24 protein-coding genes are annotated in these 25,516 nt (G+C 70.4%); 13 read left to right on the top strand and 11 right to left on the bottom strand.

The window, feature by feature from the left end; translation table 11 throughout:
- Nucleotides 1–19: 19 nt before the first annotated feature.
- A complete protein-coding gene (locus tag F0U44_RS11225) occupies nt 20–1,981 on the bottom strand; it encodes a cellulose biosynthesis cyclic di-GMP-binding regulatory protein BcsB (RefSeq protein ID WP_149728368.1) in 1,962 nt (653 codons plus the stop codon).
- A 103-nt stretch (nt 1,982–2,084) separates the two neighbouring features.
- Here F0U44_RS11225 and F0U44_RS11220 point away from each other — a divergent pair, with 103 nt between their 5' ends.
- Nucleotides 2,085–2,333, top strand: a complete 249-nt coding sequence (locus tag F0U44_RS11220) for a hypothetical protein (RefSeq protein WP_149728367.1) — start codon at nt 2,085–2,087, stop codon at nt 2,331–2,333.
- Between the two features lie 18 nt (nt 2,334–2,351).
- Here the strand turns inward: F0U44_RS11220 and F0U44_RS11215 are convergent, their stop codons facing one another.
- Genes F0U44_RS11215 through F0U44_RS11205 form a run of 3 tightly spaced genes read right to left on the bottom strand, consistent with a single transcriptional unit; the run spans nt 2,352 to nt 5,876 of the window.
- Nucleotides 2,352–4,631: a hypothetical protein gene (locus F0U44_RS11215; RefSeq protein ID WP_188113433.1), complete on the bottom strand. Its 2,280-nt coding sequence runs from the start codon at nt 4,629–4,631 to the stop codon at nt 2,352–2,354.
- A gap of 57 nt (nt 4,632–4,688) precedes the next feature.
- Nucleotides 4,689–5,459, bottom strand: coding sequence for an exodeoxyribonuclease III (locus F0U44_RS11210; RefSeq protein WP_149728365.1), 771 nt, complete (start codon nt 5,457–5,459; stop codon nt 4,689–4,691).
- 9 nt (nt 5,460–5,468) lie between these two features.
- Nucleotides 5,469–5,876: a VOC family protein gene (locus F0U44_RS11205; protein ID WP_149728364.1), complete on the bottom strand. Its 408-nt coding sequence runs from the start codon at nt 5,874–5,876 to the stop codon at nt 5,469–5,471.
- Between the two features lie 98 nt (nt 5,877–5,974).
- Between F0U44_RS11205 and ychF the strand changes: the two genes are divergently transcribed.
- Nucleotides 5,975–7,048, top strand: a complete 1,074-nt coding sequence (ychF, locus tag F0U44_RS11200; RefSeq protein ID WP_149728363.1) for a redox-regulated ATPase YchF — start codon at nt 5,975–5,977, stop codon at nt 7,046–7,048.
- 42 nt (nt 7,049–7,090) lie between these two features.
- Nucleotides 7,091–7,528, top strand: coding sequence for a DUF4383 domain-containing protein (locus F0U44_RS11195; RefSeq protein WP_149728362.1), 438 nt, complete (start codon nt 7,091–7,093; stop codon nt 7,526–7,528).
- 55 nt (nt 7,529–7,583) lie between these two features.
- Here the strand turns inward: F0U44_RS11195 and F0U44_RS11190 are convergent, their stop codons facing one another.
- From F0U44_RS11190 to F0U44_RS11180, 3 genes are read right to left on the bottom strand one after another with little or no spacing between them, the layout of a single operon-like run.
- Nucleotides 7,584–8,324, bottom strand: coding sequence for an acyl-CoA thioesterase (locus F0U44_RS11190; RefSeq protein WP_149728361.1), 741 nt, complete (start codon nt 8,322–8,324; stop codon nt 7,584–7,586).
- A 31-nt stretch (nt 8,325–8,355) separates the two neighbouring features.
- Nucleotides 8,356–9,246: a LamG domain-containing protein gene (locus F0U44_RS11185; RefSeq protein WP_149728360.1), complete on the bottom strand. Its 891-nt coding sequence runs from the start codon at nt 9,244–9,246 to the stop codon at nt 8,356–8,358.
- A complete protein-coding gene (locus F0U44_RS11180) occupies nt 9,246–10,310 on the bottom strand; it encodes a hypothetical protein (protein WP_149728359.1) in 1,065 nt (354 codons plus the stop codon). The genes F0U44_RS11185 and F0U44_RS11180 overlap by 1 nt, the downstream gene beginning before the upstream one ends.
- Nucleotides 10,311–10,445: 135 nt before the next feature.
- Here F0U44_RS11180 and F0U44_RS11175 point away from each other — a divergent pair, with 135 nt between their 5' ends.
- Together F0U44_RS11175 and F0U44_RS11170 are read left to right on the top strand one after the other, a co-directional pair.
- Nucleotides 10,446–10,985, top strand: coding sequence for a P-loop NTPase family protein (locus F0U44_RS11175; RefSeq protein WP_149728358.1), 540 nt, complete (start codon nt 10,446–10,448; stop codon nt 10,983–10,985).
- Nucleotides 10,982–11,797 carry an SDR family NAD(P)-dependent oxidoreductase gene (locus F0U44_RS11170; protein WP_149728357.1) on the top strand — a complete coding sequence of 272 codons (816 nt, stop codon included), beginning with the start codon at nt 10,982–10,984 and terminating at the stop codon, nt 11,795–11,797. Before F0U44_RS11175 ends, F0U44_RS11170 begins: the two co-directional genes overlap by 4 nt.
- A gap of 3 nt (nt 11,798–11,800) precedes the next feature.
- Here F0U44_RS11170 and F0U44_RS11165 read toward each other — a convergent pair whose 3' ends face one another.
- Complete coding sequence (locus tag F0U44_RS11165) at nt 11,801–14,014, bottom strand: DUF7948 domain-containing protein (RefSeq protein ID WP_149728356.1); 2,214 nt, start codon at nt 14,012–14,014, stop codon at nt 11,801–11,803.
- Between the two features lie 52 nt (nt 14,015–14,066).
- Between F0U44_RS11165 and rnhA the strand changes: the two genes are divergently transcribed.
- Together rnhA and F0U44_RS11155 are read left to right on the top strand one after the other, a co-directional pair.
- On the top strand, nt 14,067–14,516 hold the full coding sequence (gene rnhA / locus F0U44_RS11160) for a ribonuclease HI (RefSeq protein WP_149728355.1): 450 nt from the start codon (nt 14,067–14,069) through the stop codon (nt 14,514–14,516).
- 40 nt (nt 14,517–14,556) lie between these two features.
- Nucleotides 14,557–15,429: an alpha/beta fold hydrolase gene (locus F0U44_RS11155; RefSeq protein WP_149728354.1), complete on the top strand. Its 873-nt coding sequence runs from the start codon at nt 14,557–14,559 to the stop codon at nt 15,427–15,429.
- Here the strand turns inward: F0U44_RS11155 and F0U44_RS11150 are convergent.
- Nucleotides 15,414–16,601 carry a glycoside hydrolase family 26 protein gene (locus F0U44_RS11150; RefSeq protein WP_149728353.1) on the bottom strand — a complete coding sequence of 396 codons (1,188 nt, stop codon included), beginning with the start codon at nt 16,599–16,601 and terminating at the stop codon, nt 15,414–15,416. The two genes, F0U44_RS11155 and F0U44_RS11150, sit on opposite strands and share 16 nt — an antisense overlap.
- Nucleotides 16,602–16,795: 194 nt before the next feature.
- Between F0U44_RS11150 and F0U44_RS11145 the strand changes: the two genes are divergently transcribed.
- A complete protein-coding gene (locus F0U44_RS11145; RefSeq protein WP_149728352.1) occupies nt 16,796–17,749 on the top strand; it encodes an EamA family transporter in 954 nt (317 codons plus the stop codon).
- 10 nt (nt 17,750–17,759) lie between these two features.
- Complete coding sequence (locus F0U44_RS11140; protein WP_149728351.1) at nt 17,760–18,407, top strand: VOC family protein; 648 nt, start codon at nt 17,760–17,762, stop codon at nt 18,405–18,407.
- Here F0U44_RS11140 and F0U44_RS11135 read toward each other — a convergent pair.
- Both F0U44_RS11135 and F0U44_RS11130 read right to left on the bottom strand, forming a co-directional pair.
- Nucleotides 18,379–19,317, bottom strand: coding sequence for an alpha/beta hydrolase (locus F0U44_RS11135; protein ID WP_149728350.1), 939 nt, complete (start codon nt 19,315–19,317; stop codon nt 18,379–18,381). The two genes, F0U44_RS11140 and F0U44_RS11135, sit on opposite strands and share 29 nt — an antisense overlap.
- A 22-nt stretch (nt 19,318–19,339) precedes the next feature.
- Nucleotides 19,340–19,813: an SRPBCC family protein gene (locus tag F0U44_RS11130; protein WP_223163653.1), complete on the bottom strand. Its 474-nt coding sequence runs from the start codon at nt 19,811–19,813 to the stop codon at nt 19,340–19,342.
- Between the two features lie 89 nt (nt 19,814–19,902).
- On the opposite strand from F0U44_RS11130, the gene F0U44_RS11125 reads away from it, so the two are divergent.
- Genes F0U44_RS11125 through F0U44_RS11110 form a run of 4 tightly spaced genes read left to right on the top strand, consistent with a single transcriptional unit; the run spans nt 19,903 to nt 25,470 of the window.
- Nucleotides 19,903–22,068, top strand: coding sequence for a malate synthase G (locus F0U44_RS11125; RefSeq protein ID WP_149728348.1), 2,166 nt, complete (start codon nt 19,903–19,905; stop codon nt 22,066–22,068).
- Entirely contained in the window at nt 22,065–23,306 is a 1,242-nt protein-coding gene (locus tag F0U44_RS11120; RefSeq protein ID WP_149728347.1) for a DUF6986 family protein, read from the top strand. The genes F0U44_RS11125 and F0U44_RS11120 overlap by 4 nt, the downstream gene beginning before the upstream one ends.
- The gene (allB, locus tag F0U44_RS11115) at nt 23,306–24,658 is read left to right on the top strand and encodes an allantoinase AllB (RefSeq protein WP_149728346.1); all 1,353 of its coding nucleotides are present in this window, start codon (nt 23,306–23,308) and stop codon (nt 24,656–24,658) included. Before F0U44_RS11120 ends, allB begins: the two co-directional genes overlap by 1 nt.
- Nucleotides 24,655–25,470 (top strand): bifunctional allantoicase/(S)-ureidoglycine aminohydrolase, encoded by an 816-nt coding sequence (locus tag F0U44_RS11110; RefSeq protein WP_149728345.1) that lies wholly within the window; start codon nt 24,655–24,657, stop codon nt 25,468–25,470. Before allB ends, F0U44_RS11110 begins: the two co-directional genes overlap by 4 nt.
- Nucleotides 25,471–25,516 lie beyond the last annotated feature (46 nt).

The following is a 25,516-nucleotide window of genomic DNA, read 5'->3' as shown; positions in this document are numbered from 1 at the left end:
GACCTACCGTACGCCGTGACTACTTCCCGGCGTCGAGCTTTCGGTTGCGAGCGATCCGGAAACCCGTCCAGACGACGACGAGCAGGAAGAGCACCGCGATGCCGCCACCGACCAACTGTCGTGTCGTCGTCGTGCTGTCGTCGTCAGATTCGGCCGGGCTGCTCGACGAGTCGTCGGTCGCCTGCTCGCTGACCAGGTCGGCGGGGTAGCCGACCGCGCCGGAGTTGAAGCCGGCCGGGTCGTGGTGGGGTGCGATGACGAAGACGTCGCTGCCGGCGAGCGCTGACCACGGCTGCTCGGCGACCGCTTCGGTCAGCCGCCGGGATGCTGCCGACGGGCCGCGGTCGTCGTCGTCCCATGCCGCGAGGGTGAGCAGGCGGACGCCGTCGTCGACCTGGCTCGCCTCGAGGACCGCGAGCCGCGAGGACTCCTCGACGGTGAATCCGTTGGGGTCGAGGGTGCGCTCCGCGCCGGGTTCGAGCGGGAGGTCAGCGTCGTCGGCCTCCTCCTCCGTCGGATACAGCAGTACGGCGCTAGGCGCGTCACCCTCGAGCACGTCCTCCAGGCTCGCGATCTCGACGGTCAGTGGTCGGGCCGCGAAGCGCTGGAGAGTGGTGAGGAGGCGCGCCGCGTCGCGTGCAGCAGTGAAGTGGTCGTCCGCGGCACCGCCGAAGACGACGGGCACGTGACCGCTGAACGCCTGGGGGAAGGCGACGAAACCGCCGGGGCCGGCGCCGTGGGTGGCCGTGACCGCCGAGGCGGCGGAGTCGAGGTGGACCTCGACCGGCGATGCGGTCACCTCGCCACAGCGCCCGCGCGGGGCGTCGGCATCGAGGGCGAACACGAGGGCGTTGTCGGCGGTGAGGAGCCCGGCCGGCACGTCGACATCGACCTTCAGTCGGTCGCCGCCGCTGAGGTCCTGCGAGTCGAGCAGGGTGCCGTTGACGTAGGTGTCGAACCTCGCGTTCACGCCCTCGGGCACCACCGAGTGGGTGCCGCGCACGGTGACGTGGAGGCTGTCGACCGGGCCGCCGAAGGAGTCCTGCAGGACCCGGACGTATTGCTCGGAGTGGCCGAAGCCCGCGAGGTGGGCCCAGCCCGCAGCGAGGTCGGTGAAGCTGATCCGGGTGGCCTCGGAGGTGGCGGGCGGCGTCGCGGCCAGGCCGGTCGTGTCGCCGCTGTCGGCGAGGCCGAGGTTGGCGGAGGTGAGTGCGGCGGCTGCGCTGGTCAGGCCGTCGGGCGTGCCCGTGATCGTCAGGGTCGGCACGCCCCTGCTGCGGTCGATGGTGGTGGTCGTCTCGCCGGTGCCGGAGACCAGGCGGATGACCCGGGCACCGGTGCCCGTGTGGACCAGATCCGCCACGTCCGGGATCAGGTTCACGTCGACGTCGGCGGGATAGCGGCTGCTCACCGCGGTGACGGTGCTGAGCGCGGCACCGAGCAGCGCGTCGTCGGCGTCAGGTGCCACCTCGATGGTCACCTTGCGCACACCTGCCGAGAGGAAGCCGGCCAGCGTCTCGGGCGCTGCCTCGTCGCCCGCGACCTTCAACTTGATCCGGTCGAGGGTCGCGAGACCTTCGGGGAAGTCGTCGCACCGACCGGTGTTGGTGGACGTCGTGCCCGGGCGCGGGACCAGCGTCATCCGCAGCGGGATGACCCCGGCCGCGCTGACGTCGGAGGGACGGACGCGGAGGGAGACCGGCCCCGGCCGGGCCGGGAGGGATGCCAGGAGACGGCCGCCGGCCGCGATCTGGACCTTCGCCAGCTCGCTCGGGTCGGGCGCCTCGATCGTCAGCCGGGCGTCGATCCGCCTCGGGCGCAGGCCGGCCGGGACCGGTACGTCCAGCTCGACCGTGGCGCCGACCCCTGCGGCGAGGGTGCCGGGCACCGGTGTGGTGTCGGCGTACGCCGGCTGGTTGAGCGGCGTCGCGGACACCCCGAGGAGGGCGACGACGGCAGCGGTGAGGAGGCGGTTTCGCACGGCGCAGACGCTAGCGGCTCCGCGCTGCTCGTGTGGGTCAGTCGGCGAGGTCGACCGTGGCCGAGGTGCGAGGGCAGACCGGGGTGGTCGGTACGGTTCCGCCATGGCAGATGAGGCGAGGCGTGCGGATCAGCGGCTCAGGCTTGCGATCGTCGTCTGCCTCATCGGTGGTCCTCTGGTCACCCTCTCGTCGCTCTGGTACCTGTCCCAGCCGTTCGGCGTCCGCAAGGGAACCGTGGGTGGGATCTTCCTCGGCGTCGGGATGTTCGCCCTCGGCCTGTACGAGTTGAGACACCGGATCCGGCTCGGGCCGCAGCAGCTCGGGCGGCGGATGAAGCGCCCCGACGCCTGACTGCGGCGGCCCGCCGGTCTAGGAGACTTGGATCGTCCAGGATCGACTGGCGGGCGAGGGATCGGCCAACCCCTCGCGGTCGATCGAACGCACCCTGAAGGTGTGGGTGCCGGCGGACTGCCCGGTGTAGGTCTTGGGCGAGCTGCAGGTCGTGTAGAGGATCAGCCCGCCCCCGAGGGTGTTGGCGCACTCGGCGGAGACGGCGAACGGGTTGTTGCCCTTGAAGCTGAAGGTCGCCGTCGTCGAGGTCACCGTGCCGCTGGGGCCGGCGGTGATCGAGGTGTCGATCGGGCTGCGCCACACCGAGGAGTACCGCACGCTCCCGGAGCCGTTGTCGTAGGCGGTCTCCGAGCGCGTCAGCCGGCCGGCGGCGAGGTTGGTGTTGAACGCCGTCTGGTATTCGGCGCCGGTCTTGGCGACCAAGGTGGTCGTCGTGCCGCCGACGCCGCCGATGTAGACCTGGACCAGGAAGGGCGTGCTGCCGTTGAGGAAGCCGTTGAGGTAGGTGAGCTTGCGCCCTGCCGCGCCCTCGGTGTTGATCCGGTTCTGGACCGCGCTGGCCGGCTCGATGTAGGCCGTCCACCCGGTTGCGGTCAGCTTCTCGAACAGGCCCGTGTAGCGCAGCGCCCCGCTCACGTTGAGCACCGCGATGTTGATCGGCACGTAGCCGGCGGCGGCGAGCTGGTTGAACTTGGTGTCGAACTGCGCCTGCGACAGGTTGACGAACTTGTCCTGCAGCGGCCCGGGACGGGTCACGAAGATCGCGGCGTAGCGCACCGAGCTGCCCGACTTGTAGGCGTCGAGCCACTGGATCTTGCGCCCGGCCGCCAGTTGGGTGGTGATCTGGCTGTTGAGGGCCGCCTCGTCCATGTCGTGGAAGGCCGCCCAGCTCGCGCTCGTCGAGCGGAAGGTGACGTTGAAGTACGACGTACCGCTGACGTCGAACCCGTCCACCATCGTCGGGCGGTAGCCGGCCGCGGTCGCGACGTTGAAGTAGTCCTGGTAGCACTCCGAGGTCAGCCCGGAGAAGGTCAGCTCGGCGGATCCGGAGTAGAACTCCGGCAGACCGCACGGGTTGGGCTGGAACAGCGAGTTGGCGTGCACCGTCGCGCCGTCGAACTGCCCGTAGGTCGGCGAGCCGCCGAGGCCGTCGATCGTGCCCGGGTTCGCCGCGGAGACGTACGGCGCGGCGACGGCCCGCATGTTGCGGAACTGCAGCGGCACGCTGCGGCCCGCGTTGGAGTCCTGGGCCGCGCCGTTGTAGGCGTGGATGTGGATGTGGGGTCCGCTGGACCGTCCGGTGTTGCCCACACGGCCGATGAGCTGACCGGTGTGGACCGCGATGTGCAGCCCGGTGTGGAGGGTCTGGTCCTCGTCGCCGGGGCACAGGCCGGCAGGGATGGAGCCCTCCTTGTTGTGGGCGATCACCACGGTTTCCCCGTTGCCGTAGTCGATGGCGAGGTGGTTGCCCATGTAGTAGCCGTAGTTCGGCGGGTTGTCGACGATCGGGCCGGGGGCGTGGTCAGGATCCCCGTCGAAGCAGGAGGTGACGAAGCCGTTGCCCATGGCGTAGAGCGGAAGGTTCCAAGTCAGCGAGTCGCTGTTGGCGCTGCCGGTCTTGCCGATCTTGTTGGCCGACCAGGTGCTTCCCGTCCACCGGCGCACGTTCATGTCGTAGGCCCACGCCTGGTCCCTCGTGCCGTTGTTGAACTTCACCGTCGAGGCGGTCACGGTGTGGTTGGTGCCGTAGCCGAAGACCTGGTTCGAGCCCTGGGCGGGATCCAGGTCGGACATCTTGGCGGGGAAGACGAACGAGCCGCCGGGCACCGCGTTGCTGCGGTAGGCCAGCGACTTCGTGAAGGTGACCGGGTCGGTGTAGCCGTCGAAGTAGACGTCGTAGCGGACGGTGGAGGGCAGCGTCGTCGAGTTCCGGGTCCAGCCGTCGGACGCCTCGAGGTCGAGGGTGCCGCCGTTGCCGACGGTGCGGTCCGATCCCGAGTAGGTGATCGTCTTGGTGCTCAGGCCTGAGGAGGGATAGCTGAGTACCACCTTGTTCAGTGAGAGCTGGCCGCCGCTGCCGTTGTGCAGGAAGAGGGTCGAGTTGAACTGCCACGACGGCGTGCCGGTGCTGTTGGTCGCCGCGATCCGGGCGACCGCGACAGCGTTGCTCGACGTCTGCGGCGCGAAGTCGGAGAGTGTGACGTTGGTTGGCGCGGCTGCCTCCGCGGGGCCCGTGGCGGCGAGCACCGCCGTCGAGCTGAGGAGCAGGCCGAGAAGGGGGAGCCAGGGACGTCTCATGAGACCGATGCTAGGGACGACCGCCGTCATTCGAATCGGGGTTATCCCTACGGTTCGTCACGTCGTCAGGTCGACCACGACCGGCGCGTGGTCCGAGGCACCCTGGCCCGCACGCTCCTCGCGGTCGACGAACGCGCCGGTGACGCGGGACGCCAGCGGGGGAGAAGCGACGACGAAGTCGATCTTGAGGCCGCGGTCGCGCTCGAAGCGCTGGCGGTAGTAGTCCCAGTAGGTGTAGCCGGGGTCGTGCGCGCGGGTCACCTCGGCCCACCCGTCGTCGAGGAACGCCTGAAACGCGGCCCGCTCCGCGGGGGTGACGTGCGTCGAGTTCTTGAACTGGGCGACGTCGAAGACGTCGTCGTCGGTCGGGCAGATGTTCCAGTCGCCGACCAGGGCGGTCGGCGTGTCCTGCCACCCCGCTGCGGCCTCGCGCAGTCGGCCGAGCCAGTCGAGCTTGTAGGCGTAGTGCGGGTCGTCGGGCTTGCGGCCGTTGGGGACGTAGAGGCTCCAGATCCGTACGCCGGCACACGTCGCCGCGATCGCACGAGCCTCCGGCTCGGCCGGGTCGCCCCAGCCGGGCATGCCGGGGAAGCCGACCTCGACGTCGTCGAGCCCGACCCGGCTGATGAGTGCGACGCCGTTCCACTGGTTGAGGCCGACGGCCGCGACGTCGTAGCCGCGGGCCTGCAGGCCCATCAGGGGCAGCTGGTCCTCGCGGGCCTTGGTCTCCTGCAGGGCGAGCACGTCGATCTCGTGCCGGTCGAGGAGGGCTTCGACGCGGTCGATCCGCGAGCGCAGCGAGTTGACGTTCCAGGTGGCGATCCGCACCCGGAGACGCTAGCCGATGCGGTGTGCCCGCACGCCGGTCGGTTGGGGTCGCTCGTCAGCGGACCGCTCGACGCAGAACTCGTTGCCCTCCGGGTCGGCGAGCGTCACCCAGCCTGAGCCGTCGTCCTTGCGGAAGTCGCCGACGAGCGTGGCGCCGAGCTCGAGCGCCTGGGCGACTGCTTCGTCGCGGGTGCGGTCGGTCGGCTGGACGTCGAGATGGAGGCGGTTCTTGGCCGTCTTCCCCTCCGGCACGGGGATGAAGAGCATCGATGTGCCGCTCGGCGGGAAGTGCGGAGCGACCAGCACCTCGGGGTCGTCGTCGTAGAAGACGACCCACCCCATCAGCACCGCCCAGAACTCCGCGAGCTTGCGCGCGTCGGCCGCGTCGAAGGTCATGTTGTTCACCGTCATCGCCATGGCGCCCACTCTGCCTGCGCCTGCCGACAGTGCGCGAGAGGTTTACGGCGGCCGCACGATTGAGCGGTACGCCGTACTGCCTCGTAGACTGCCCGCCCGTGGCTCTCACCATCGGCATCGTCGGTCTCCCCAACGCAGGCAAGTCGACGCTCTTCAACGCGTTGACCAAGAACGACGTCCTCGCGGCGAACTACCCGTTCGCCACGATCGAGCCCAACGTCGGTGTCGTCGGCGTCCCTGACGAGCGGCTCGCGCAGCTCGCCGAGATCTTCGGATCCGAGCGGATCCTGCCCGCGACGGTCGAGTTCGTCGACATCGCCGGCATCGTGCGCGGCGCCTCGCAGGGCGAGGGTCTGGGCAACAAGTTCCTCGCGCACATCCGCGAGTCGTCGGCGATCTGCCAGGTCACCCGCGTCTTCCGCGACGAGGACGTGACCCACGTCGACGGCGAGGTCAACCCCGGCAACGACATCTCCACCATCCAGACCGAGCTGATCTTCGCCGACCTCGAGACCGTCGAGAAGGCGATCCTGCGGCTGGAGAAGGAGGCGCGGAAGGTCAAGGACCTCGTCGCCAACCTCGAGGCCGCCAAGGAGGCGAAGGAGGCGCTGGAGTCCGGTACGCCGATCATCGCGACCAAGATCGACCGCACCCTGCTGCGTGAGCTCTCGCTGCTCACCGCGAAGCCCTTCATCTACGTCTTCAACTGCGACGCCGACGAGCTGCACGACGAGGACCTCAAGGCGCAGATGCGCGCCATCGTCGCGCCCGCCGAAGCGATCTTCCTCGACGCGAAGTTCGAGTCCGAGCTCATCGAGCTCGACGACGACGAGGCCGCGGAGTTCCTCGCGGAGGCCGGCGTCATCGAGCCCGGTCTGGAGGTGCTGGCCCGCGTCGGCTTCGACACCCTCGGCCTGCAGACCTACCTCACCGCGGGCCCCAAGGAGTCGCGTGCGTGGACGATCCGGAAGGGCGACACCGCGCCCCAGGCCGCGGGCGTCATCCACACGGACTTCGAGAAGGGCTTCATCAAGGCCGAGATCGTGTCCTTCGCCGACCTGACCTCGGCTGGCTCCATGGCCAAGGCCAAGGAGGCCGGCAAGGTCCGCATGGAGGGCAAGGACTACGTCATGCAGGACGGCGACGTCGTGGAGTTCCGCTTCAACGTGTGACAGACGCCAGCTGTCGCGGCGGTCTACTGTCTAACATGCCGCATGGCGTCGATCACCGGCTGGCGACGATGGTTGTTCTTCCTCTGCCTTGTGATGTCGGCATGGTCGATCGCTGGTCTCATCGCCAATCCGGACTTCTCGGTGGGGCAGGAGGCGACCTCAGTCCAGGTCCTCGGCGTCGACTTCAACGCGTGGCATGCGCTCGCCGGCCTCGCGATCTTCCTCCCAGGCCTTGTTGCTGCTCATCGGGACGCCTACGCCGTTCCCTACACGTGGGCGGCGATCGTCTCGATGTCGGGCGGCCTGCTCGGGCTGTTCACTGATCGACCGTTGGGCCTGTTCTACTTCGCGAACGTGGCCAGCGACATCGCACTCCACCTCGGCACCGTTGCTGCGTTCGCGGCGTTGCTCTTGTTGCGGCGTTGGGAGTTGGGTCGATCTCTCGGCTCTATGTCTGTTACCCGCGATGCGGACGGCTGATGCCTATCCGTGACGGGACGCGGTCGAGTTCCGCGTCAACGTCTAGGCCCGCACGTCATCGGTACCAGCAGAGCTGTTCGGTCGTCGCGAGCAGGACGCCGTTGCGCGACCACAGGTGTGCCCGTTGGCCGGAGAGGGACTGCTCGCCCCGGGTGCCGATGCCCTCGTTGAGGATGTAGTCGTCGCCGACGGCGTCGAGCTCGTCCTCCGTCGCGAGGAAGTAGACCGACATCGTCAAGGTGGCGCTCGGTCGCAGCCCGGTGCCCCAGAGGAACGACCTCGGCGCCCACTGGTCCGCCAGATACGCGAGCTGCGGGTAGTCGAGCCGACGGCCGTTGCTGTCCCGGACCCATTGGGATGACTTGGTGTCGCCGCTCCCGAACGCCACGGGCGCCGTCGGGCGGATGTCGCTCTGCTGACCTTGGGGGCCGGGAGCGAAGTAGCGCTCGAGGCTCTCTGGAGCCGGGACCGACGGCATCGTCGGCTCGACGTGCGGCTCGGTGGGCCGCCGGTTGGCGAGGACGATCATGGCGGCAGCGCGTGTCTCCCCGCCGCACGACGCCGCGACGCTCCAGTGCTCCATCGACCGGGTCGCGCCGACCATCGTTGGCGAGAGCTCGACGTCGCTGCCCGGAGCGATGCTCCCGACGAAGTTGATCGTCATCGACACGGGCCGGGCGTCCGAGGTCGACGCGTTGATGACGCTCGAGAGAGCGACCGCGGCGGTCCAACCGCCGAACATGCCGGTGATCGACTGGTGATCAGGGTCCGCGTGGATCTCCCGGCGGTGCGACATTCGGCCACGATGCCCGATCCGGCCGGTGCGCTCAACAACTGGGGTCGAGGGCGCGCTTCTCGAGGGTGGCCCCGTCCGGTGGGCGCAGGCCCCGCTTGAGGTCGTAGTGGCGCACCCAGTCGATCTTCACGACCGACTTGTTCATCTCCGCGGTCCCGTGGCCGAGCAGCGTCATGCGTACCGTCATCGGCACGGAGGGGAGGGCTGCGGCGGCGTCGGTCGAGGCGACGGCCCGGCCGTTGATGAACCAGGTGATGCGGCGAGCGGTGACCTCGACCGCGAAGGCGTAGTGCGTGCCGTGCTGGCGGTAGCCCGAGAGGGTTCGACCCCAGGTGGACGTGCCCGCGTTGACGCCGACGGAGACGCGGTCGTCGCCGGGGGACAGGCGGGCGATGGTGAGGTCGTGGGCGCCGCAGTCGTCGTCGGCCGGGTCGGCCGGCACGAGCTGGAGGAGGAACCCGTAGTCGCGCTTGCTCTGCTCGTAGCGGTAGGACCGCTCCTTGATCTCCCAGCGTCCGCGCTTGGCCGGCTGGTCCTCCAGCGTCAGGGTGCTGGTGCCGAAGTCGGGGTCGTCGGTGCCCTTGCGGACCAGCGCGCTGTGGAACTCGACGCCACCGCCGTACTTCACTGCCCGACCGGTGCCAGTGGTCCGCTCGACCCACCGGCCCGAGGTGATGTCCTGGCCGCGGTACGGCGGACTGTCCAGGGACTCGCCGAACTCCCACGCGAAGTCCCACATCATCCGACCCCACTCGTAGCGCTGGGCTGCAGTGTCGCCGCCGGCGGCGCGCGAGGCGCTTGCCGGGGCTTCGGCGATGCCGGGCGCGAGGGCTGCCGGTGCGATCCCGAGCGCGACCGCGACCAGGGCGATGCGCGCCATCAGCCCGGTCGTTCCCGTCAACCCCCGGCGTCGCTGTCCCATCAGCGCCCCCTCTGGAGCGGCGTGGTGGTCTCGATGCGGGCCTCGGCGGCGGTGTAGATGCCGTCGGCAGTGACGCTGTAGACCGCGTAGTTGTAGGTCTTCCTCGCGACGATGTCGAGGTCGGTGTAGCGGTCGGTCGAGGCGGGGAGGGTCGCCACGATGGCCGAAGGCTCTGCCGCCGTCGGCTGGGGAGCGAGCAGGCCCGCGCGACGCGCGATGACGATGTTCGCCCGGCGAGGGTCGGCCGACAGGGTCCAGGTCAGCACCACCCGGTGGGATTCCGGCGCAGCTGCCAGGTTCGTGACGGGTCGCGGCCGGTCGACCACGCGCAGGTAGAGCGGAAGCGAGGGGAACCAGCCGATCTGGTCGCCGTCCTGGGTCCACTCGCCGAGCACGACTCGGTAGAAGCCCGGTACCTGCGGGGAGTCCCCCGGTCCGTACGGACCGAAGCTCGCGAGGCCGTCCAGGCCGATCCTGGCGCTGTCGACCTCGGTCCACTCGTCGGTGCCACTCCCGTGGAAGAGCAGCGTGATCTCCCGCCCGCCGAGGATCGGTTTCAGGATGCCGGCGGCCCCTCGCTTCGTGTCGACCGCGATCCGATAGCGCTCACCGGTCACCGCGAAGCCGCGCGGCAGTGCGACGTCCGAGGGGCGCGGGGTGGCCTCGCTGATCGTGAGGTCGGCGTCTTGGTGCTGGGTCTTGAAGAGGTACGCCGGAGTCGCGCCGGCGTCGCTGACCACGCGGAAGTGGACGCCGTTCATCGCCGGCGCCGGAAACACGAACGAGAACGACCCGTCCGGTTCTGTCGTGAAAGTGGAGTCCCGGACGTCGGCCCAGTCCGAGGTCGGGCTGCCCCGGCGCTGCAGGTGAATCTGCTGGACCCCGCCGACGCCGATGCTGCCGCTCCAGGTGACCTGCTGGCCGCCGTAGGCACCGGACCCCGGGACGACGGTCAACGAGCTGCGCGCGGCGACGCCGCTGCTGCTGGGCGCCAGGAACAGCGCGAGGACTACTCCGAGCGCACCGAGCCAGGCCGTCAGGGCCGAGCCCGTCGAACGTTTCACACGTTCATGGTCGGCGGCTGACGGCACCGACCTGACCGTCCTTCGGCAGAACTGACCGCACGATCGACGGGCTAGTCAGCACAAGCCAGGACGAACGGCCCAGGGCTGGCTACCGACCCACCGTAATGTGACCCCGTGAAACGGGTGTCGGTCGTTGGCAGCTCGGGGGCCGGGAAGACCACGCTGGCCCGCCGCTTGGCCGACGCGATCGACGCGCCGCACGTCGAGCTCGACGCCCTCTTCTGGGGAGCCGGCTGGACACAGGCGACCGCCGACGAGCTGGCCGCCCGGGTCGTCGAGGCCACCGGAGCGGACGCGTGGGTCGTCGACGGCAACTACCAGAGCAAGGTCGGCACCTTGGTGTGGAACCGCGCTGACACGGTCGTCTGGATCGACGCTTCCCGGTGGCGGTCCATGTCCCAGGTCGTCGGCCGAACGGTGCGTCGGATCGCAACGCGGCAGGAGCTGTGGAACGGCAACCGGGAGAGCTGGCAAGGGCTCTGCTTCTGGCGTGGAGAGGACTCGATCTTGTGGTGGGCGTGGACCTCGCACGCGCGGGTCCGCGAGCGCTACCTCGAGGCCATGACACAGGCGTCCTCGTCCGGGCCGGAGTGGCACCGGCTGCGCACCCGGCGCGATGTCGCGAGGTTCCTGGCGACACAATGCGAGGCGTGACGTTCCAGGAGAAGTACGGCCCGTGGGCCCTGGTCGCCGGAGCGAGCGAGGGCGTCGGCGCGTTGTACGCCGAAGCGCTCGCCGAGCGCGGCCTCGACGTCGTACTGCTCGCCCGTCGTCAGGGCGTGCTCGACGAGGTCGCCTCGCGGATCCGTGAGAAGTACGGCGTCGAGACGCGCACGCTCGCGATCGACCTGGCCACGCCTGACGCCGCTGCCGCGGTGACGGCAGCACTCGAGGACCTCGAGGTCGGCTACCTCGTCTACTGCGCGGGTGCTGACGCCGACTACCAGGCTCTCCTCGACAGTCCGGTGGCCGCCGCCGAGGCGATGATCCACCGCAACTGCACGGTGCTCGTCCAGCTCTGCCACGCGTTCGCGGCGCCGATGGTCGCCCGCGGTCGCGGAGGCATCGTGATCTTCGGGTCGGGGGCGGGGTTCGCCGGCGTACCGAAGCTGGCGACCTACGGCGCGACCAAGGCCTTCGACATGGTCTTCGCCGAGGGCCTGTGGGCCGAGCTCGCGCCGCACGGGGTCGACGTACTCGGTCTGGTCCTCGGGGAGACCGACACCCCGACCCTGCGCCGTACGCGCCACCGGCTCGGGCTCGCGACCTCGGTCGACGATCCACCGCCGGGCGCCGCACGCGCCGAGGACGTCGTCGCCGACGCCCTCGCCAGCATGGAGCGGGGGCCGATCCGGATGCCCGACCGGAAGGTGCGGCTGGGCTCGCGCGGCTTCTTCCCGATGGGCCGCAACCGGATGGCAGCGATGATGACCAAGGCCACCGTGAAGGCGATGGAGCCGCGCTGACCCCTATCCGCTGCCGGGCAGCAGGAGTCTCGCCACGAAGGCGTCGCCCTCGCTGTTGGACGTGGTGTCGAAGGCGCCGGGCGTGACGGGGAAGTCGGCGCCAGCAAATCCGGCGACGTAGGCGTAGCCGCCGTCGAGGGCGAGTGCGTAGGCACCGTCTTGCTTCGGGCCGCCGAGGAACGTGGCGTACTTGAGGTCCTTGCCTCGACGACCGCCGAGCGCGAACACCGCGAGGAAGCCGTCGTTCTTCCCGTTGTGGGTCGAGTCGTAGGGGATGCCCTTGGTGGGCAGCCCCGGCGACTCGGTCGTGCCCACGAGGTAGACGCGACCGTCACTCACCCGGATGCTGCCGGAGTCGTCGTCGGCGCCGGCGCCGAAGAAGGTCGAGTACTTGAGGTCGTGCTCGACGCCCCGATTGGTGGCCAGGACGGACACGATGACGTCGCACTTGGCGTTGTAGGAGCGATCGTAGGCCCCCCGGGTCGTCGGAAAGTCGTGCGAGCACGTGCTGCCGGTCAGGTAGACCTTGCCGTCCCTGACCGCGATCGCGCTGGAGCCTTCGGAGCGGCGCGTGCCGAGGAGGGATGAGTACTTGATGTCGTCCCTCTTGTTGCCGTCCGGGGAGATACGCATGACGTAGATGTCGTACTCGCCGTTGTAGGTCCGGTCGTAAGCGCCCCGGGTCGCGGGGAACTTCTTGTCGGTCAGCTCGTAGTAGGCCGACCCAGTGAGGTAGACGTCTCCGCCGCTGATAGCGATGTCGGACAATCCCTCGTCGCCGGCGCCGCCGAGCATCGCGCCGTAGACCAGGTCGTCCTCCCCGTTGCCGTCAGGGGAGATCCTGGTGAGGAAGATCTCGGCGCTGTAGTCGTTGTGGTAGGGAGCGCCAGGCGTCTGAGGGTAGGGCCCTCCGTCGGTGCTGCCCGCCAGGTAGATGTCGCCGTTGTGCACGGCGATCGCGGCGCGTCCGCTGTTGTAGTAGTTGCCGCCGAGGAAGCTCGAGTAGGCGAGGTCGGCGGCGCCGTTGCCGTCGGGCGAGATCTTCGCGAAGAACGTGTCGGTCCCGCCGCCGTCGGACCCGTAGAGGTCGTCGTCGAAGGCGCCCGCGGTGATGGGGAAGTTCGACGACTCGGTATCGCCTGCGACGTAGATGTCTCCGTCCTCGACCGCCATGTCGCTCATGGTGTCGTAGGCGCCCCCGCCGAGGATCGCGGAGTAGACGAGGTCGGCCGATCCGCCGCCGTCGAGCGCCAGGCGGCTGACGAAGACGTCGCTCCCGCTCGGGGTGTCGGGGTAGGCGCCCGGCGTGGTCGGGAAGTCGTCGGAGTAGGTGGTGCCGGCGACGTAGACGTCACCATCGCGGACCACCACAGACACGATGTCGTCGTCATCGTTGCCGCCGAGGTAGGTGGAGTACTCGAGGTCGGTCTCCGGGTCGATCACCAATCGCCGGCTCGCGTCGTAGGAGCCGAGGGCGAAGCTGACCACGCCGTGCCGGAGCCGGAAACGTGCGTCGACGCGTCGGCGCTCGCCGTCGATCCGTTGGTAGGCGACCGGTGCGCGGTGGATGAACCTGCCCGCGGCCGTCGAGGCGACCAGGTCGCCGTGGCGGATCCGGAGGCGGTCGGCCCCCTGGAGCCGGTAGCCGATCCGTGAAGGGTCGGCTCCTGCTGCGACGACGAAGTCGTACTCCGCGCCGGAGCGGTTGCCGCGCACGACCATGTCGATGCCGCGGTAGAGGCCTTGGTAGCGGACCCGGCCGAAGGCCGGGACGCCGCGTCGCCACCTGCTCGGGTCCTTGCCGCGGAAGTAGCTGGTGGTGGCCTGCTGTGGGGACCGGCCGACGAGACGTGGGTTGCGAGCGGCGCCGACCGGCTTCAGCGCGACCGCCGCGCCGTCGAGGCCGAACACCGCACGGTGCCGGGTGAGGAAGAGGGTGAAACCGTCGCCGCGGGCGAGGTAGCGCACCCGGGCGTCGCTCTGGCCGCGGTTGGCCTCGAACGACAGCGGCAGGTCGGCCAAGGCGTGCCGCGCCTGGTGCTCTGTCGCCTTAGAAGCGTCGGCGCTCGCGGGGGGAGGAGTGGCCTGCGCGGCCGGCTGGGCGGTGAACGCCGTGAGCGTGGCGGTCAGTGCCAGGGGGACGAGAGCTGCGAGCTGCCGAGAGATCGAGTGCACGCTCCATGATGCGCGCATCCAGCGCCCGGCGTCGTCGTTCATCAGGATGAAGTCGGGCGCACGGTCCGTGGGTCGGTGGTGGATGATCCTCCCGATGAGCGACGGACGCGTAGTGATCCACACCGACGGCGGGTGCACGCCCAACCCCGGGCCCGGCGGATGGGGCGCGGTGGTGCGCTACGGCGAGCACGTGCTCGAGCTGTACGGCGGGGAGTCGGACGAGACGACCAACAACCGGATGGAGCTGACCGCTCCGATCATGGCGCTCGAGACGCTCAACCGGGCCTGTGAGGTCGAGCTCCACACCGACAGCACCTACGTCCGCAACGGCATCACGCAGTGGGTCAACGGCTGGAAGAAGAACGGCTGGAAGACCTCGGCCAAGCAGCCGGTCAAGAACGTCGATCTCTGGCAGCGGCTCGACGCTGCCTGTGCGCGCCACCAGGTCGAGTGGTTCTGGGTGAAGGGGCATGCCGGGGTCCCCGACAACGAGCTGGCCGACCAGCTGGCGACGCGGGGGATGGCCGAGGCGATCGGCCGCTGATCCGTACCCGCGGTTCACGCGACCCGGATAGGGTGCGGCGATGCTCCCATCGTTGGACGAGTGGATCGCCGGAGGCGGCTTCGCGGAGGTCGACGGACACCGGATCTTCGTGCGTCAGGACGCCAGTCCCGACGGCGTGCCTGTGACGCTCCTGCACGGCTTCCCGACGTCGTCGCACGACTGGGCGGGCGTCGTACCTGCGCTGGTCAAGGCGGGCTGCCGGGTGACCACCCTCGACTTCCTGGGCCTCGGGGCGAGCGACAAGCCGAACCCGCACGACTACCGGATCGTCGAGCAGGCCGACATCGTGGAAGCGATCTGGGACCAGCTCGGCATCGGCCGCACCGCACTCGTGGCGCACGACTACGGCGTCAGCGTCGGCCAGGAGCTCCTCAGCCGCAACGCCCAACGGATCACCTCGATGTCGTGGCTCAACGGTGGCCTCTATCCCGATCTCCACCGCCCGGTGCTCATGCAGAAGCTCCTCCACGGCCGCCTCGGACCCGTGCTCGCCCGGCTCGGCACCGAGCGCACCTTCCGGTCCGTGATGGGCAGCATCATGGGCCGCGAAGTCAGTGACTCCGACCTGCACGCGATGTGGGCGTCGGTGACGACCAACGACGGGCGGCGGGTGCAGCCGGCGGTCCTGAAGTACATCGACGAGCGACGCCTCCACGCAGATCGATGGCGTGAAGCCCTGGAGGGCTACTCGGGCCCGACGCAGTTCATCTGGGGCCCCGCCGATCCGATCAGCGGCGGCCACGTGCTCGAGCGCCTCCTGGAGCGGCTTCCCGATGCCGAGTACGTCGTGCTCGACGACGAACCGGTCACGGGTCACTACCCCCAGGTCGAGAACCCCACCGTGGTCGCGGAAGCGCTGGCGCGGTTCCTCAACGCCTACCGCGGGGCGTAACGCAGCCAGCCGGGAAGGGCGTCGACGAAGCCGGTCCGGATCGGGCGTCGGGTGGTCGCCGTCCAGTCGACGACGCCGCCGACCTCAGGCTCGTTCTTCTTCCACTCGAACCAGTTGACCATCTTCAGCCACGGCAGGCGGCGGGAGTTGGCCGGATCGAGGACCTGGTCCCACCAGGCGCTCTTGATCGCCATCTCGCCGGCCCCGCCTCCGTCAGGGACGTAGAGCGCCGCCGTCTCGGTGACGGCGACCGGGAGCTGAAGGGCGGCGCCGTACTCGGCGTAGAAGTCAGGTACGGCGAGCTCGTTGCCCGCGGCTCCGTCGTAGGTGCCGCGCAGCAGGTCGCGGAACTTGCCGGGCTCGGGCACCTCGTTCTCGCCCCAGGGATAGACCGCGCCCCAGTGGTAGACCGACATGCCGACCCAGTCGACGTACTTCTTGCCGGGCCAGTAGGGGCGGTAGGGATCGTCGGCGCCGGTGACCGAGCCGTCGCCGTTGGTGTCGAGGACGTCGGCGTCGTGGCTACCGGGCGGCGCCTGGTAGGTGCCGCCGGCGAACGGGTAGCCGCCGCCGTAGTTGGGCGCCCACATCATGGCCGTGCGCGAGGTCAGGTCGTGCACGGCGTTGGCGACGCGGCGGAAGGCCGCGACGTAGGCCTCGGGCTGCTGCGCCCAGGCGTACCAGGAGCCGTTCATCTCGTGTGCGAAGCGGACGTAGATGTCGAGCCCTTGCCGGTTGTAGCGCGCGAGGAGGCGGGCGAGCTCACGCGACCGGGCCGCGGTGACCTCGTCGAGACCGCCCCACGGCTCGAGCGTGAGGAGCAGCCTGCTCTTGCCCGCCTTCGCTTGGTCAGCGGCCTGGTCGAGCCAGATCTTCTCCTGGTCGCTCATCGGGAAGCTCGCGAAGGTCACGGCGACGGCCGGCTTGTGGCCGAGTCGACGCGAGTAGTCGGCGAGGGAGTCGTTGGCCCAGTCGATCGAGACACCGAACCAGGCACCCTTGCGGGGTGCCAGGAAACCGGGGCCGGCAGCACGGGCCGACTCGACGGCGGTCGAGGTGCTGTCACCGGTCGCGTCGTCGCTGTGGGCCGCGCCGGGGACCGCGGCGGTCAGGCCGAGGGCACAGGTCAGCGCCAGGAGGGCGGGCACCCTGCGCAGGTTCGTCAGGCTCACACCGGCGAGCCTAGGTGGGCGATCGACCCAGGCTCACCTCACGCGGGGAACAGCTCGGCAACAAACGCTCGAGGAACTGCCAGGGATCGTCGAGTCACCGCCAACCGGCCGCCGCAGCGCAATATCCGATCGCGGCGGACCGTTCTTCCCTCGTAGGTTCGGGTCCACGAGCCGAGAGCGACAGGCGGGCGGCGATGGACACCAGGTCATCAGGGGCGAGGGTCGGGCTGGTCGCGGTCGCGGTCGCGCTCGCGATCGTCTACGTCGTCTGGGGCTCGACCTACCTCGGCATCCGGGTGGTCGTCGAGGAGATGCCGCCGCTGACCGGGATGGGCGCCCGGTTCGCCCTGGCCGGCCTGCTGCTCGGTGTGGTGCTCAAGCTGCGCGGCACGGACCTGCGCGTCACGCGCGCCGAGCTGCTCGGAGCGGCCCTCCTCGGGCTGATGCTCCCGCTGCTCGGCAACGGCTTCGTCGCTGTCGGTGAGGACATCGGTGCTCCCAGCGGAGTGGCCGCGCTGCTGGTCGCCGCCGTCCCTCTCTTCGTCACCGCCTACCGCTTCCTCGCCGGCGACCGGCCGAAGACCTGGTCGGTCATCGGCGTGCTGCTCGGCTTCGCCGGTCTGGCCTGGCTGGTCCTCGGCGGGCGTGAACAGGGGCACGTGCCCCTGGCCGGCGCCGCCTTCGTGGTGGCGGCCAGCGCCTTCTGGGCGTTCGGCTCGTGGGTCCAGCCGCGGCTGACGCTGCCGGACAACCCGTTCGTCACCACGGTCCACGAGATGTGGACCGGTGGCGTGATGATGGTCGTCGTCGGCCTCGCGCGGGGCGAGCACTTCACGCCCTGGGAGTACGGCGGCCGGACCTGGCTGGCCTGGGGATATCTCGTCGTCTTCGGTTCGATGGTCGCCTTCAGCGCCTACGTCTGGTTGCTGTCCAACGCTCCCATCGGGCTGGTCGCGACCTACGCCTACGTCAACCCGGTGGTCGCGGTCTTCCTCGGCTGGCTGATCCTCGACGAGCCCATCACGAGCGCAGTCGTCATCGGGGGCCTCGTCATCGTCGCGGCCGTCGCGATCGTGATCTCGGTCGAGCGGCACCCGACGCGCGCGGAGGAGCCGGCCCTCGAACCGGTGGGCCTGAGCGACCCCTAGGGTCACCTCCATGGCCGTGACCATCGCTGAGCTGTTCGTGGCTGATCCACCGGAGGCGTGGGAGGCGGCCGGGTTCGCGGTCGACGCCGACGGGACCTGCCGGATCGGTTCGGTCGCCGTGCGGCTGCTCGGGCGCGACCACGACCTCGGCGGCAAGGGCATCGTCGGCTGGACCCTTCGGGGGACCGGCAGCATCGAAGCCGACCTGGACGGCATCCCGACGACGGTCACCGACGCGCCGCAGGGCACCCCGGCGACGCACCCCAACGGCGTCACGATCATCGACCACGTCGTGCTGCTGTCACCGGACCTGGGACGCACGGTCGCCTCGTTGGGGACCATCGGTCTCGAGCCCCGCAAGATGCGGGACGGTGAGCTGGGCGCCGCCGCGGTGCGCCAGGTCTTCTACCGGCTCGGCGAGGTGATCCTGGAGGTGGTCGGCTCACCCGACACGGCGAGCGACGGGCCTTCGACGCTGTGGGGACTCACCCATGTCGCCGGCGACATCGACGCCGCGGTCGCGCTGCTCGGGGACAACGGTGGCCGGGTCAAGGAGGCCGTCCAGCCGGGGCGCCGCATCACGACGCTGCGCACCCGGGAGCTGGGCATGTCGGTGCGGACCGCGTTGATCAGCCCGCACGTCCCACGAAGTCGCTGATCGCCTCCACCATCTGGTCGAGGCCGGGCTGCTCCAGCGGGTAGTGCCCGGCGTTGTCGAGCAGCACCGTCGTCACGGGGACCTTCGTGATCTGGGCCAGGAAGGGCTCGGACAGGTGCAGCGGCGTCCACCGGTCGGCGGCCGGTTGGGTCAGCAGCACCGGGCAGACGTCGAAGTCGCCGGGCTCGGCCACGGGTCGGTAGTTGAGGTAGGAGTCGAGGAAGGCGATCGAGACGCTGTTGCCGGCCGACGTCTTGTCGCGGTAGCAGGCGCGCTTGGCGGCGCGGTCGTTGACGAGGGTCCGCATCTTGCTGACCCACCGCATCGGCACCCGCAGCCGCCGCAGCGGGGTGCGGGCGAGCAGCCTCATGAGGGTCGCGCCCACGAACCCGGTGACCGGGTCGAAGGCGGTCTCGACCCGGACCCGCAGCGAGCTCTGGTCCAGGAAGGTCATGCCGACGATGCCCTTCACGCGCCGGCTCTTCGCGGCCACGTGGTAGGTCTCCATGCCGCCCGCCGAGAGGCCGTAGAGCACGATCGGCCGGTCGTCCTTCGCAAGCTCGGTGTCGATCAGGTCGCAGCCGATCTGCACCCAGTCGTCGTAGGTCACGAGCGCGCCGGGTGCCACCTCGGTGATGCCGTAGGTCGGCATGTCGATGGCGATCGTCTCGTAGCCGCGCTCGGCCAGCGGCCGTCCGAGGATGAGCGACATCTGCCGACCGTTGGTGCCGACGCCGTGGAGCAGGATCACCTTCACCGGCGCTCCCGCGTTGCGGTAGGTGTCGAGGTGGATCCGGTGCCCGCGGTGCTCCCACCATTCCTCGGCGGGGGAGGTGGCGTCGGTGATCCGGTACTGCTCAGGGAGGAACTCCTGGATCGCCCGCCACTCCGCCTGTTCCGCGTAGGTCATGGCGACGACTATCGCCTACCGCTCAGGTCGCGGACTCGACCGTCCCACGGATCGCCTCGAGCGTCTCGCGCATGCCCGCGCGCTGGATCTCGGTGTAGCTGTCGACGCCGCCCATGAAGCCCTCGGACAGCTCGTAGGAGAGGTCGGAGATCCCGTCGGGGACCTCGCGGCGCTGGGTCAGCAGGGTGCGACCGTCGGGCAGGGGAGCGAGGGCGAAGCTCCAGATCACCCAGTTGTCCTCGATGCGGAAGGCCATCTCCTTCTCGACCTCGAACCGGACGACCTTCGCGCGCGTGGTCCACTCCAGCTCGCCGTACTTGTTGCGGTTGGTGAACTCGGTGCCGAGCTCGACGACCTCGGCCCCGTGGCGGAGCCGGACCGAGGTGACCTGGGGGCTCCACTCGGGCATCCGGCGCGGATCGCTCACGGCCGCCCACACCGTCGATGGCGGAGCGTCGAGCTCGATGGAGTCCTCCAGCGCAGCAGCGGTGTGCATCGACATCTCCATCTATGCGTTCGATCGGTCGTGAATATGGCGACCTTAGAGGGCCGTGACAAGCGTGTCCAGGGCCCTACTCTGTGCGGGTGCCCCAGCGGATCCAGGTCGGCGGGTTGAGCGTCGCCGCAGAGCTGCACGCGTTCGTGCGTGACGAAGCGCTGCCCGGATCCGGCATCGACGAGGGCGCGTTCTGGGCCGGTTTCGAGGCGATCCTGGCCGACCTCGCCCCGCGCAACCGCGCCCTGCTCGCGCGTCGTGACGAGCTCCAGCAGCAGCTCGACCAGTGGCACACCGACCACCCCGGTCCCATCGCTGACCAGGCGGCCTACGTCGCCATGCTCCGCGACATCGGCTACCTCGTCGACGCGCCCGACCCGTTCGCGATCGCGACCACCGACGTCGATGCCGAGGTGGCGCTGCAGGCGGGCCCGCAGCTCGTCGTACCAGTGCTGAACCCGCGCTTCGCCGTCAACGCCGCCAATGCCCGTTGGGGCTCGCTCTACGACGCGCTCTACGGGACCGACGTGATCCCCGAGGCCGACGGCCGGGAGCGCGGCACGACCTACAACCCGACGCGGGGCGCCGAGGTCATCAGGCGGGCGCGACGGTTCCTCGACGACCACTTCCCGCTGGCCGTGGGCAGCCACGCTGACGCGCGGCAGTACGCCGTCGAGGATGCCGCGCTGGTCGTGACGACCTCGGGCGGGCGGACGACCTTGGCCGATGCCGGCGCCTACGTCGGGCACCGCGGCGACCCCGCCGATCCCGAGGCGGTGCTGCTCGTCCACCACGGCCTGCACGTCGAGATCCAGGTCGACCGCGCGCACGCCATCGGCAAGGACGACCCGGCCGGGGTGAAGGACCTCCTGGTCGAGTCTGCGATCTCCACGATCATGGACCTCGAGGACTCCATCGCCGCTGTCGACACCGCCGACAAGGTCGCCGCCTACCGCAACTGGCTCCTCCTCAACCGCGGCACGCTCAGTGCCGAGGTGGCCAAGGGCGGGCGCACCTTCACCCGCACTCTCGCGCCCGACCGCACTTACACGATCGACCGCGGCGAGCTCGTGCTCCCCGGCCGATCCCTCCTCTTCGTCCGCCAGGTGGGTCACCTGATGACCACCGATGCCGTGCTCGACGCGGCGGGCGAGGAGATCCCCGAAGGCATCCTCGATGCGGTCGTCACGGCCCTCGGCAGTCTCGTGGACCTCCAGGGTCGCGGCGACCTGGGCAACTCGCGGACCGGATCGATGTATGCCGTGAAGCCGAAGATGCACGGCCCCGACGAGGTCGCCTTCACCGACGACCTCTTCGCGCGCTGCGAGGACCTCCTCGGGTTGGCCCGCGGCACCATCAAACTCGGCATCATGGACGAGGAGCGGCGTACCTCGGCCAACCTCGCGGCTTGCATCCACGCCGCCCGCGGCCGGGTCGCCTTCATCAACACCGGCTTCCTCGACCGCACCGGCGACGAGCTGCACACCTCGATGCTCGGCGGCCCGATGGTCCGCAAGGGGGCGATGAAGACCCAGCCGTGGATCCAGGCCTACGAAGACCGGTCCGTGGTGATCGGCCTGGCCTGCGGCCTGCGCGGGCGCGCGCAGATCGGCAAGGGCATGTGGGCGATGCCCGACGAGATGGCGGCGATGCTCGAGCAGAAGATCGGCCATCCGCGCGCCGGCGCCTCGTGCGCCTGGGTGCCCTCGCCGACCGCGGCGACCCTGCATGCGATCCACTACCACCAGGTCGACGTCGCGGCCCGCCAGGAGGAGCTCACCGGTGTTGCCCCCACGCCTGTGGAGCAGCTTCTCGCGGTGCCCTTCGCCGACGATCCGCGCTGGTCCGACGACGAACGTCGCGCCGAGCTCGACAACAACGTGCAGGGCATCTTGGGCTACGTGAAGCGGTGGATCGACGAGGGCATCGGCTGCTCCAAGGTGCCCGACGTCACCGGCACCGAGCTGATGGAGGACCGCGCCACGTGCCGCATCTCCAGCCAGCACGTCGCCAACTGGCTGCGCCACGGCATCGTCACCGCCGCGGAGGTCGAGGAGGCGCTGCGGCGGATGGCCGATGTGGTCGACACGCAGCAGGCGGGCCCGGGCTACGAGCCGATGGCTCCGTCCTACGACGGCCAGGCCTTCGGGGCCGCCCGCGACCTGATCTTCGAAGGCCTCGCGCAGCCATCGGGCTACACCGAACCGATCCTCCACCGGCGCAGGCGGGCCAAGAAGCTCGAGCAGGCCCCGTGACGACCCCCGAGGACCTCGCAGGTCAGCTGCTCGGCGCGCTCGACGAACGACTGGCGCCGGTCGACGCCGAGCTGGCTGCCGACTACCCCGGCGACCGGCCCGGTCGCCAGCCGGTGCACACGGTCTACGTGCCGGCCGACCGCTACCGCGCCGACCTCGTGCCTGCCTACGGCGCGGCCGCCCTCGCGCTGATCGACGAGCACCCCGACCGCTTCCGACGCATCGTCGGCACCGGCGACCTCGTCGCCCGGGTGCGCGCCAAGCTCGCCGCCGAACCGGTCGAGGACCTCCGCATCGACTTCGAGGACGGCTACGTCGGGCACACCGATGCCGACGAGGACGCCGACGTCGCGCGAGCGGCGGGTGCGCTCGCGAAGAGCCAGCGGACCGGGAGCGCGGCGCCCTACGGCGGCATCCGCGTCAAGTGCTTCGAGGCCGCGACCCGGAGCCGGTCGGCGCGCACCCTGACCACCTTCGTCGCGACGCTGCTCGACGACGGCGGCTCGCTCGAGGGCTGGGTCGTGACCCTGCCCAAGGTCACCCGGGTCGAGCAGGTCGAGGCGATGGTCGAGGCGTGCGGGACCCTCGAGGAGGGGCTCGGCCTGCCGGGCGGGGCGCTCGCCTTCGAGGTCCAGATCGAGACGCCGCAGTCGATCCTCGGCGCCGACGGTGCGGCGACCGTCGCTCGGATCATCCACGCCGGCGGTGACCGGCTCACCGGCCTGCACTACGGCACCTACGACTACTCGGCGGCGGCGGGGATCGCGGCCGAGCAGCAGTCGCTCGAGCACCCCGTGGCCGACCACGCCAAGCTGGTCATGCAGGCGGCTGCGGCGGGCACCGGCGTACGCCTGAGCGACGGCTCGACCAACGTCCTGCCCGTCGGGAGCGCCGACGAGATCGACGCGGCCTGGGCGCTGCACCATCGGCTCGTCACGCGATCCCTCGAGCGCGGCCTCTACCAGGGCTGGGACCTGCACCCCGGGCAGCTGCCGACCCGCTACGCCGCCACCTTCGCGTTCTACCGCGGCGGCCTGGCCCGCGCGCTCACCCGGCTCTCCGACTACACCCAGCAGCAGATGGGCGGGATCGCGGATGAGCCCGCCACGGCTCGAGCGTTGGCCGGCTACCTGCTGCGCGGCGTGCAGAGCGGCGCGGTCGACGCGACCGAGGTCGAGGCGGGCGCCGGCCTCGACCTGGAGCAGCTCACCGCCCTGGCCAGCCCCCGGCGCAGCTGATGGCTGCTGCGACTCAGCTCGACGTGGTCCTGCGGGCTCGTGGCGCCATCATCGGCGGCGCCGAGGTCGCCGCGTGCGTCGGTGTGCTGGGGGAGCGGATCGCGGTCATCACGCCCTACGACGATCCGCCCGCGGCGGTCCGCACCGTCGACCTGGCCGACGACGAGGTGCTGCTCCCGGGCCTGGTCGACACCCACGTGCACGTCAACGAGCCCGGCCGCACCGAGTGGGAGGGCTTCGCCAGCGCCACCACCGCCGCTGCGGCCGGCGGAGTCACGACCCTCCTCGACATGCCGCTCAACTCGATCCCGCCGACGACCACCGTCGAGCACCTCGACGTCAAGCGCCGGGCTGCCGAGGGTCAGGTCCGGATCGACGTCGGCTTCTGGGGCGGCGCGGTCCCGGGCAACGTGCCCGACCTCGGCCCGCTCCACGAGGCCGGGGTCTTCGGCTTCAAGTGCTTCCTGCTCGACTCGGGGGTGCCGGAGTTCGGCGCCCTGGAGGGGGAGGCGTTCACGGCCGCGATGGCGCAGACGGCTCGCCTCGGTGCCCTGATGATCGTGCACGCCGAGGCAGCCGAGCTGCTCGACGAAGGTGCCCTCGACGGTCGCCGGTACGCCGGCTTCCTCGCCTCGCGCCCGCGCGCCGCCGAGGACGCCGCCATCGCCGCGGTCGTCGAGGCCGCCAGGGGGAGCGGAGCGCGGGCGCACATCGTGCACCTGAGCAGCTCCGACGCCGTACCCCTGTTGCGCGCAGCGCGCGCCGACGGCGTCGACATCTCTGTCGAGACGTGCCCGCACTACCTGACCTTCGCGGCCGAGGAGATCGCTGACGGGGCAACGGCGCTGAAGTGCTGCCCGCCGATCCGGGAGGCCGCCAACCGTGAGCTGCTCTGGGCTGCCCTGGTCGACGGCGACATCGACTTCGTCGTGTCCGACCACTCGCCCTGCACGCCCGATCTCAAGGAACGTGGGGGCGGTGACTTCGGCGCGGCCTGGGGTGGCATCGCGTCGGTGCAGCTGGGACTCCCGGCCGTCTGGACGGGCGCCCGGGCGCGCGGCCTCGGACTGGCCGACGTGGTGCGCTGGATGGCGACGGCTCCCGCCGATCGGGTCGGCCTCGCCCACAAGGGCCGGATCGAGGTCGGGGCGGACGCCGACCTGGTGCGCTTCGCGCCGGAGGAGGAGCTGACCGTCGACGTCGCGCACCTCCACCATCGCAACCCGGTCTCCGCCTACGCGGGTCGACGGCTGCGGGGCGTCGTCAGGGAAACCTGGCTTCGGGGTACGCCAGTTGGCCCGGGGGTGCAGGATGCTCCGCGAGGACGACTGCTGAGGAGAGGCGAGCGATGAGCTACCACGTGCCGCGGGGCGGACTGCCCCCGCAGACGGCGCTCACCACTGACCGCGCCCGTTTCACCGAGGCCTACGCGGTCATCCCCGCGCGCACCCTGAGCGACATCACCGCCTCCGCCCTGCCGCACTGGCAACGCACCCGGTTGTGGGTGCTCGCCCGACCGCTCTCGGGCTTCGCCGAGACCTTCAGCCAGTACGTCGTCGAGGTCGCCCCCGGTGGTGGCTCCGAGCGTCCGGACGACACCCCCGACGCCGAGGCGGTGCTGTTCGTCGTCGACGGGTCGCTGATCCTGACCGTCGAGGGGGCCGAGCACCCGTTGACCGGCGGCTCCTACGTCTACCTGCCGCCGGGCGCCGGGTGGGGACTGCGCAACGTCAGCGACGCGACCGCGACCTTCCACTGGATCCGCAAGGCCTACCAGCGCGTCGACGGCGTCGAGGTGCCCGAGGTCGTCATCACCCGCGACCAGGACGTCGCGCCCCAGCCGATGCCCGACACCGGCGGCGCCTGGTCGACCACGCGGTTCGTCGACCCGACCGACGTGCGCCACGACATGCACGTCAACATCGTCACCTTCGAGCCCGGCGGCACGATCCCCTTCCCGGAGACCCACGTCATGGAGCACGGGCTCTACGTGCTCGAGGGGAAGGCCGTCTACCTCCTCAACCAGGACTGGGTCGAGGTCGAGGCCGGCGACTTCATGTGGCTGCGGGCCTTCTGCCCCCAGGCCTGCTACGCCGGCGGGCCCGGGCGGTTCCGCTACCTGCTCTACAAGGACGTCAACCGGCACCCGAGGCTGACCGTCTAGCCCGGTTGTTACCGATCCGTAACCTACGTCACATCCAGGTCGTTTG

Source organism: Nocardioides humilatus, from assembly GCF_008373755.1.
GTDB classification, from domain to species: Bacteria; Actinomycetota; Actinomycetes; order Propionibacteriales; family Nocardioidaceae; genus Nocardioides; species Nocardioides humilatus.
The sequence above is the reverse complement of the archived record's forward strand: the minus strand, read 5'-3'. Positions and strand labels throughout refer to the sequence as shown.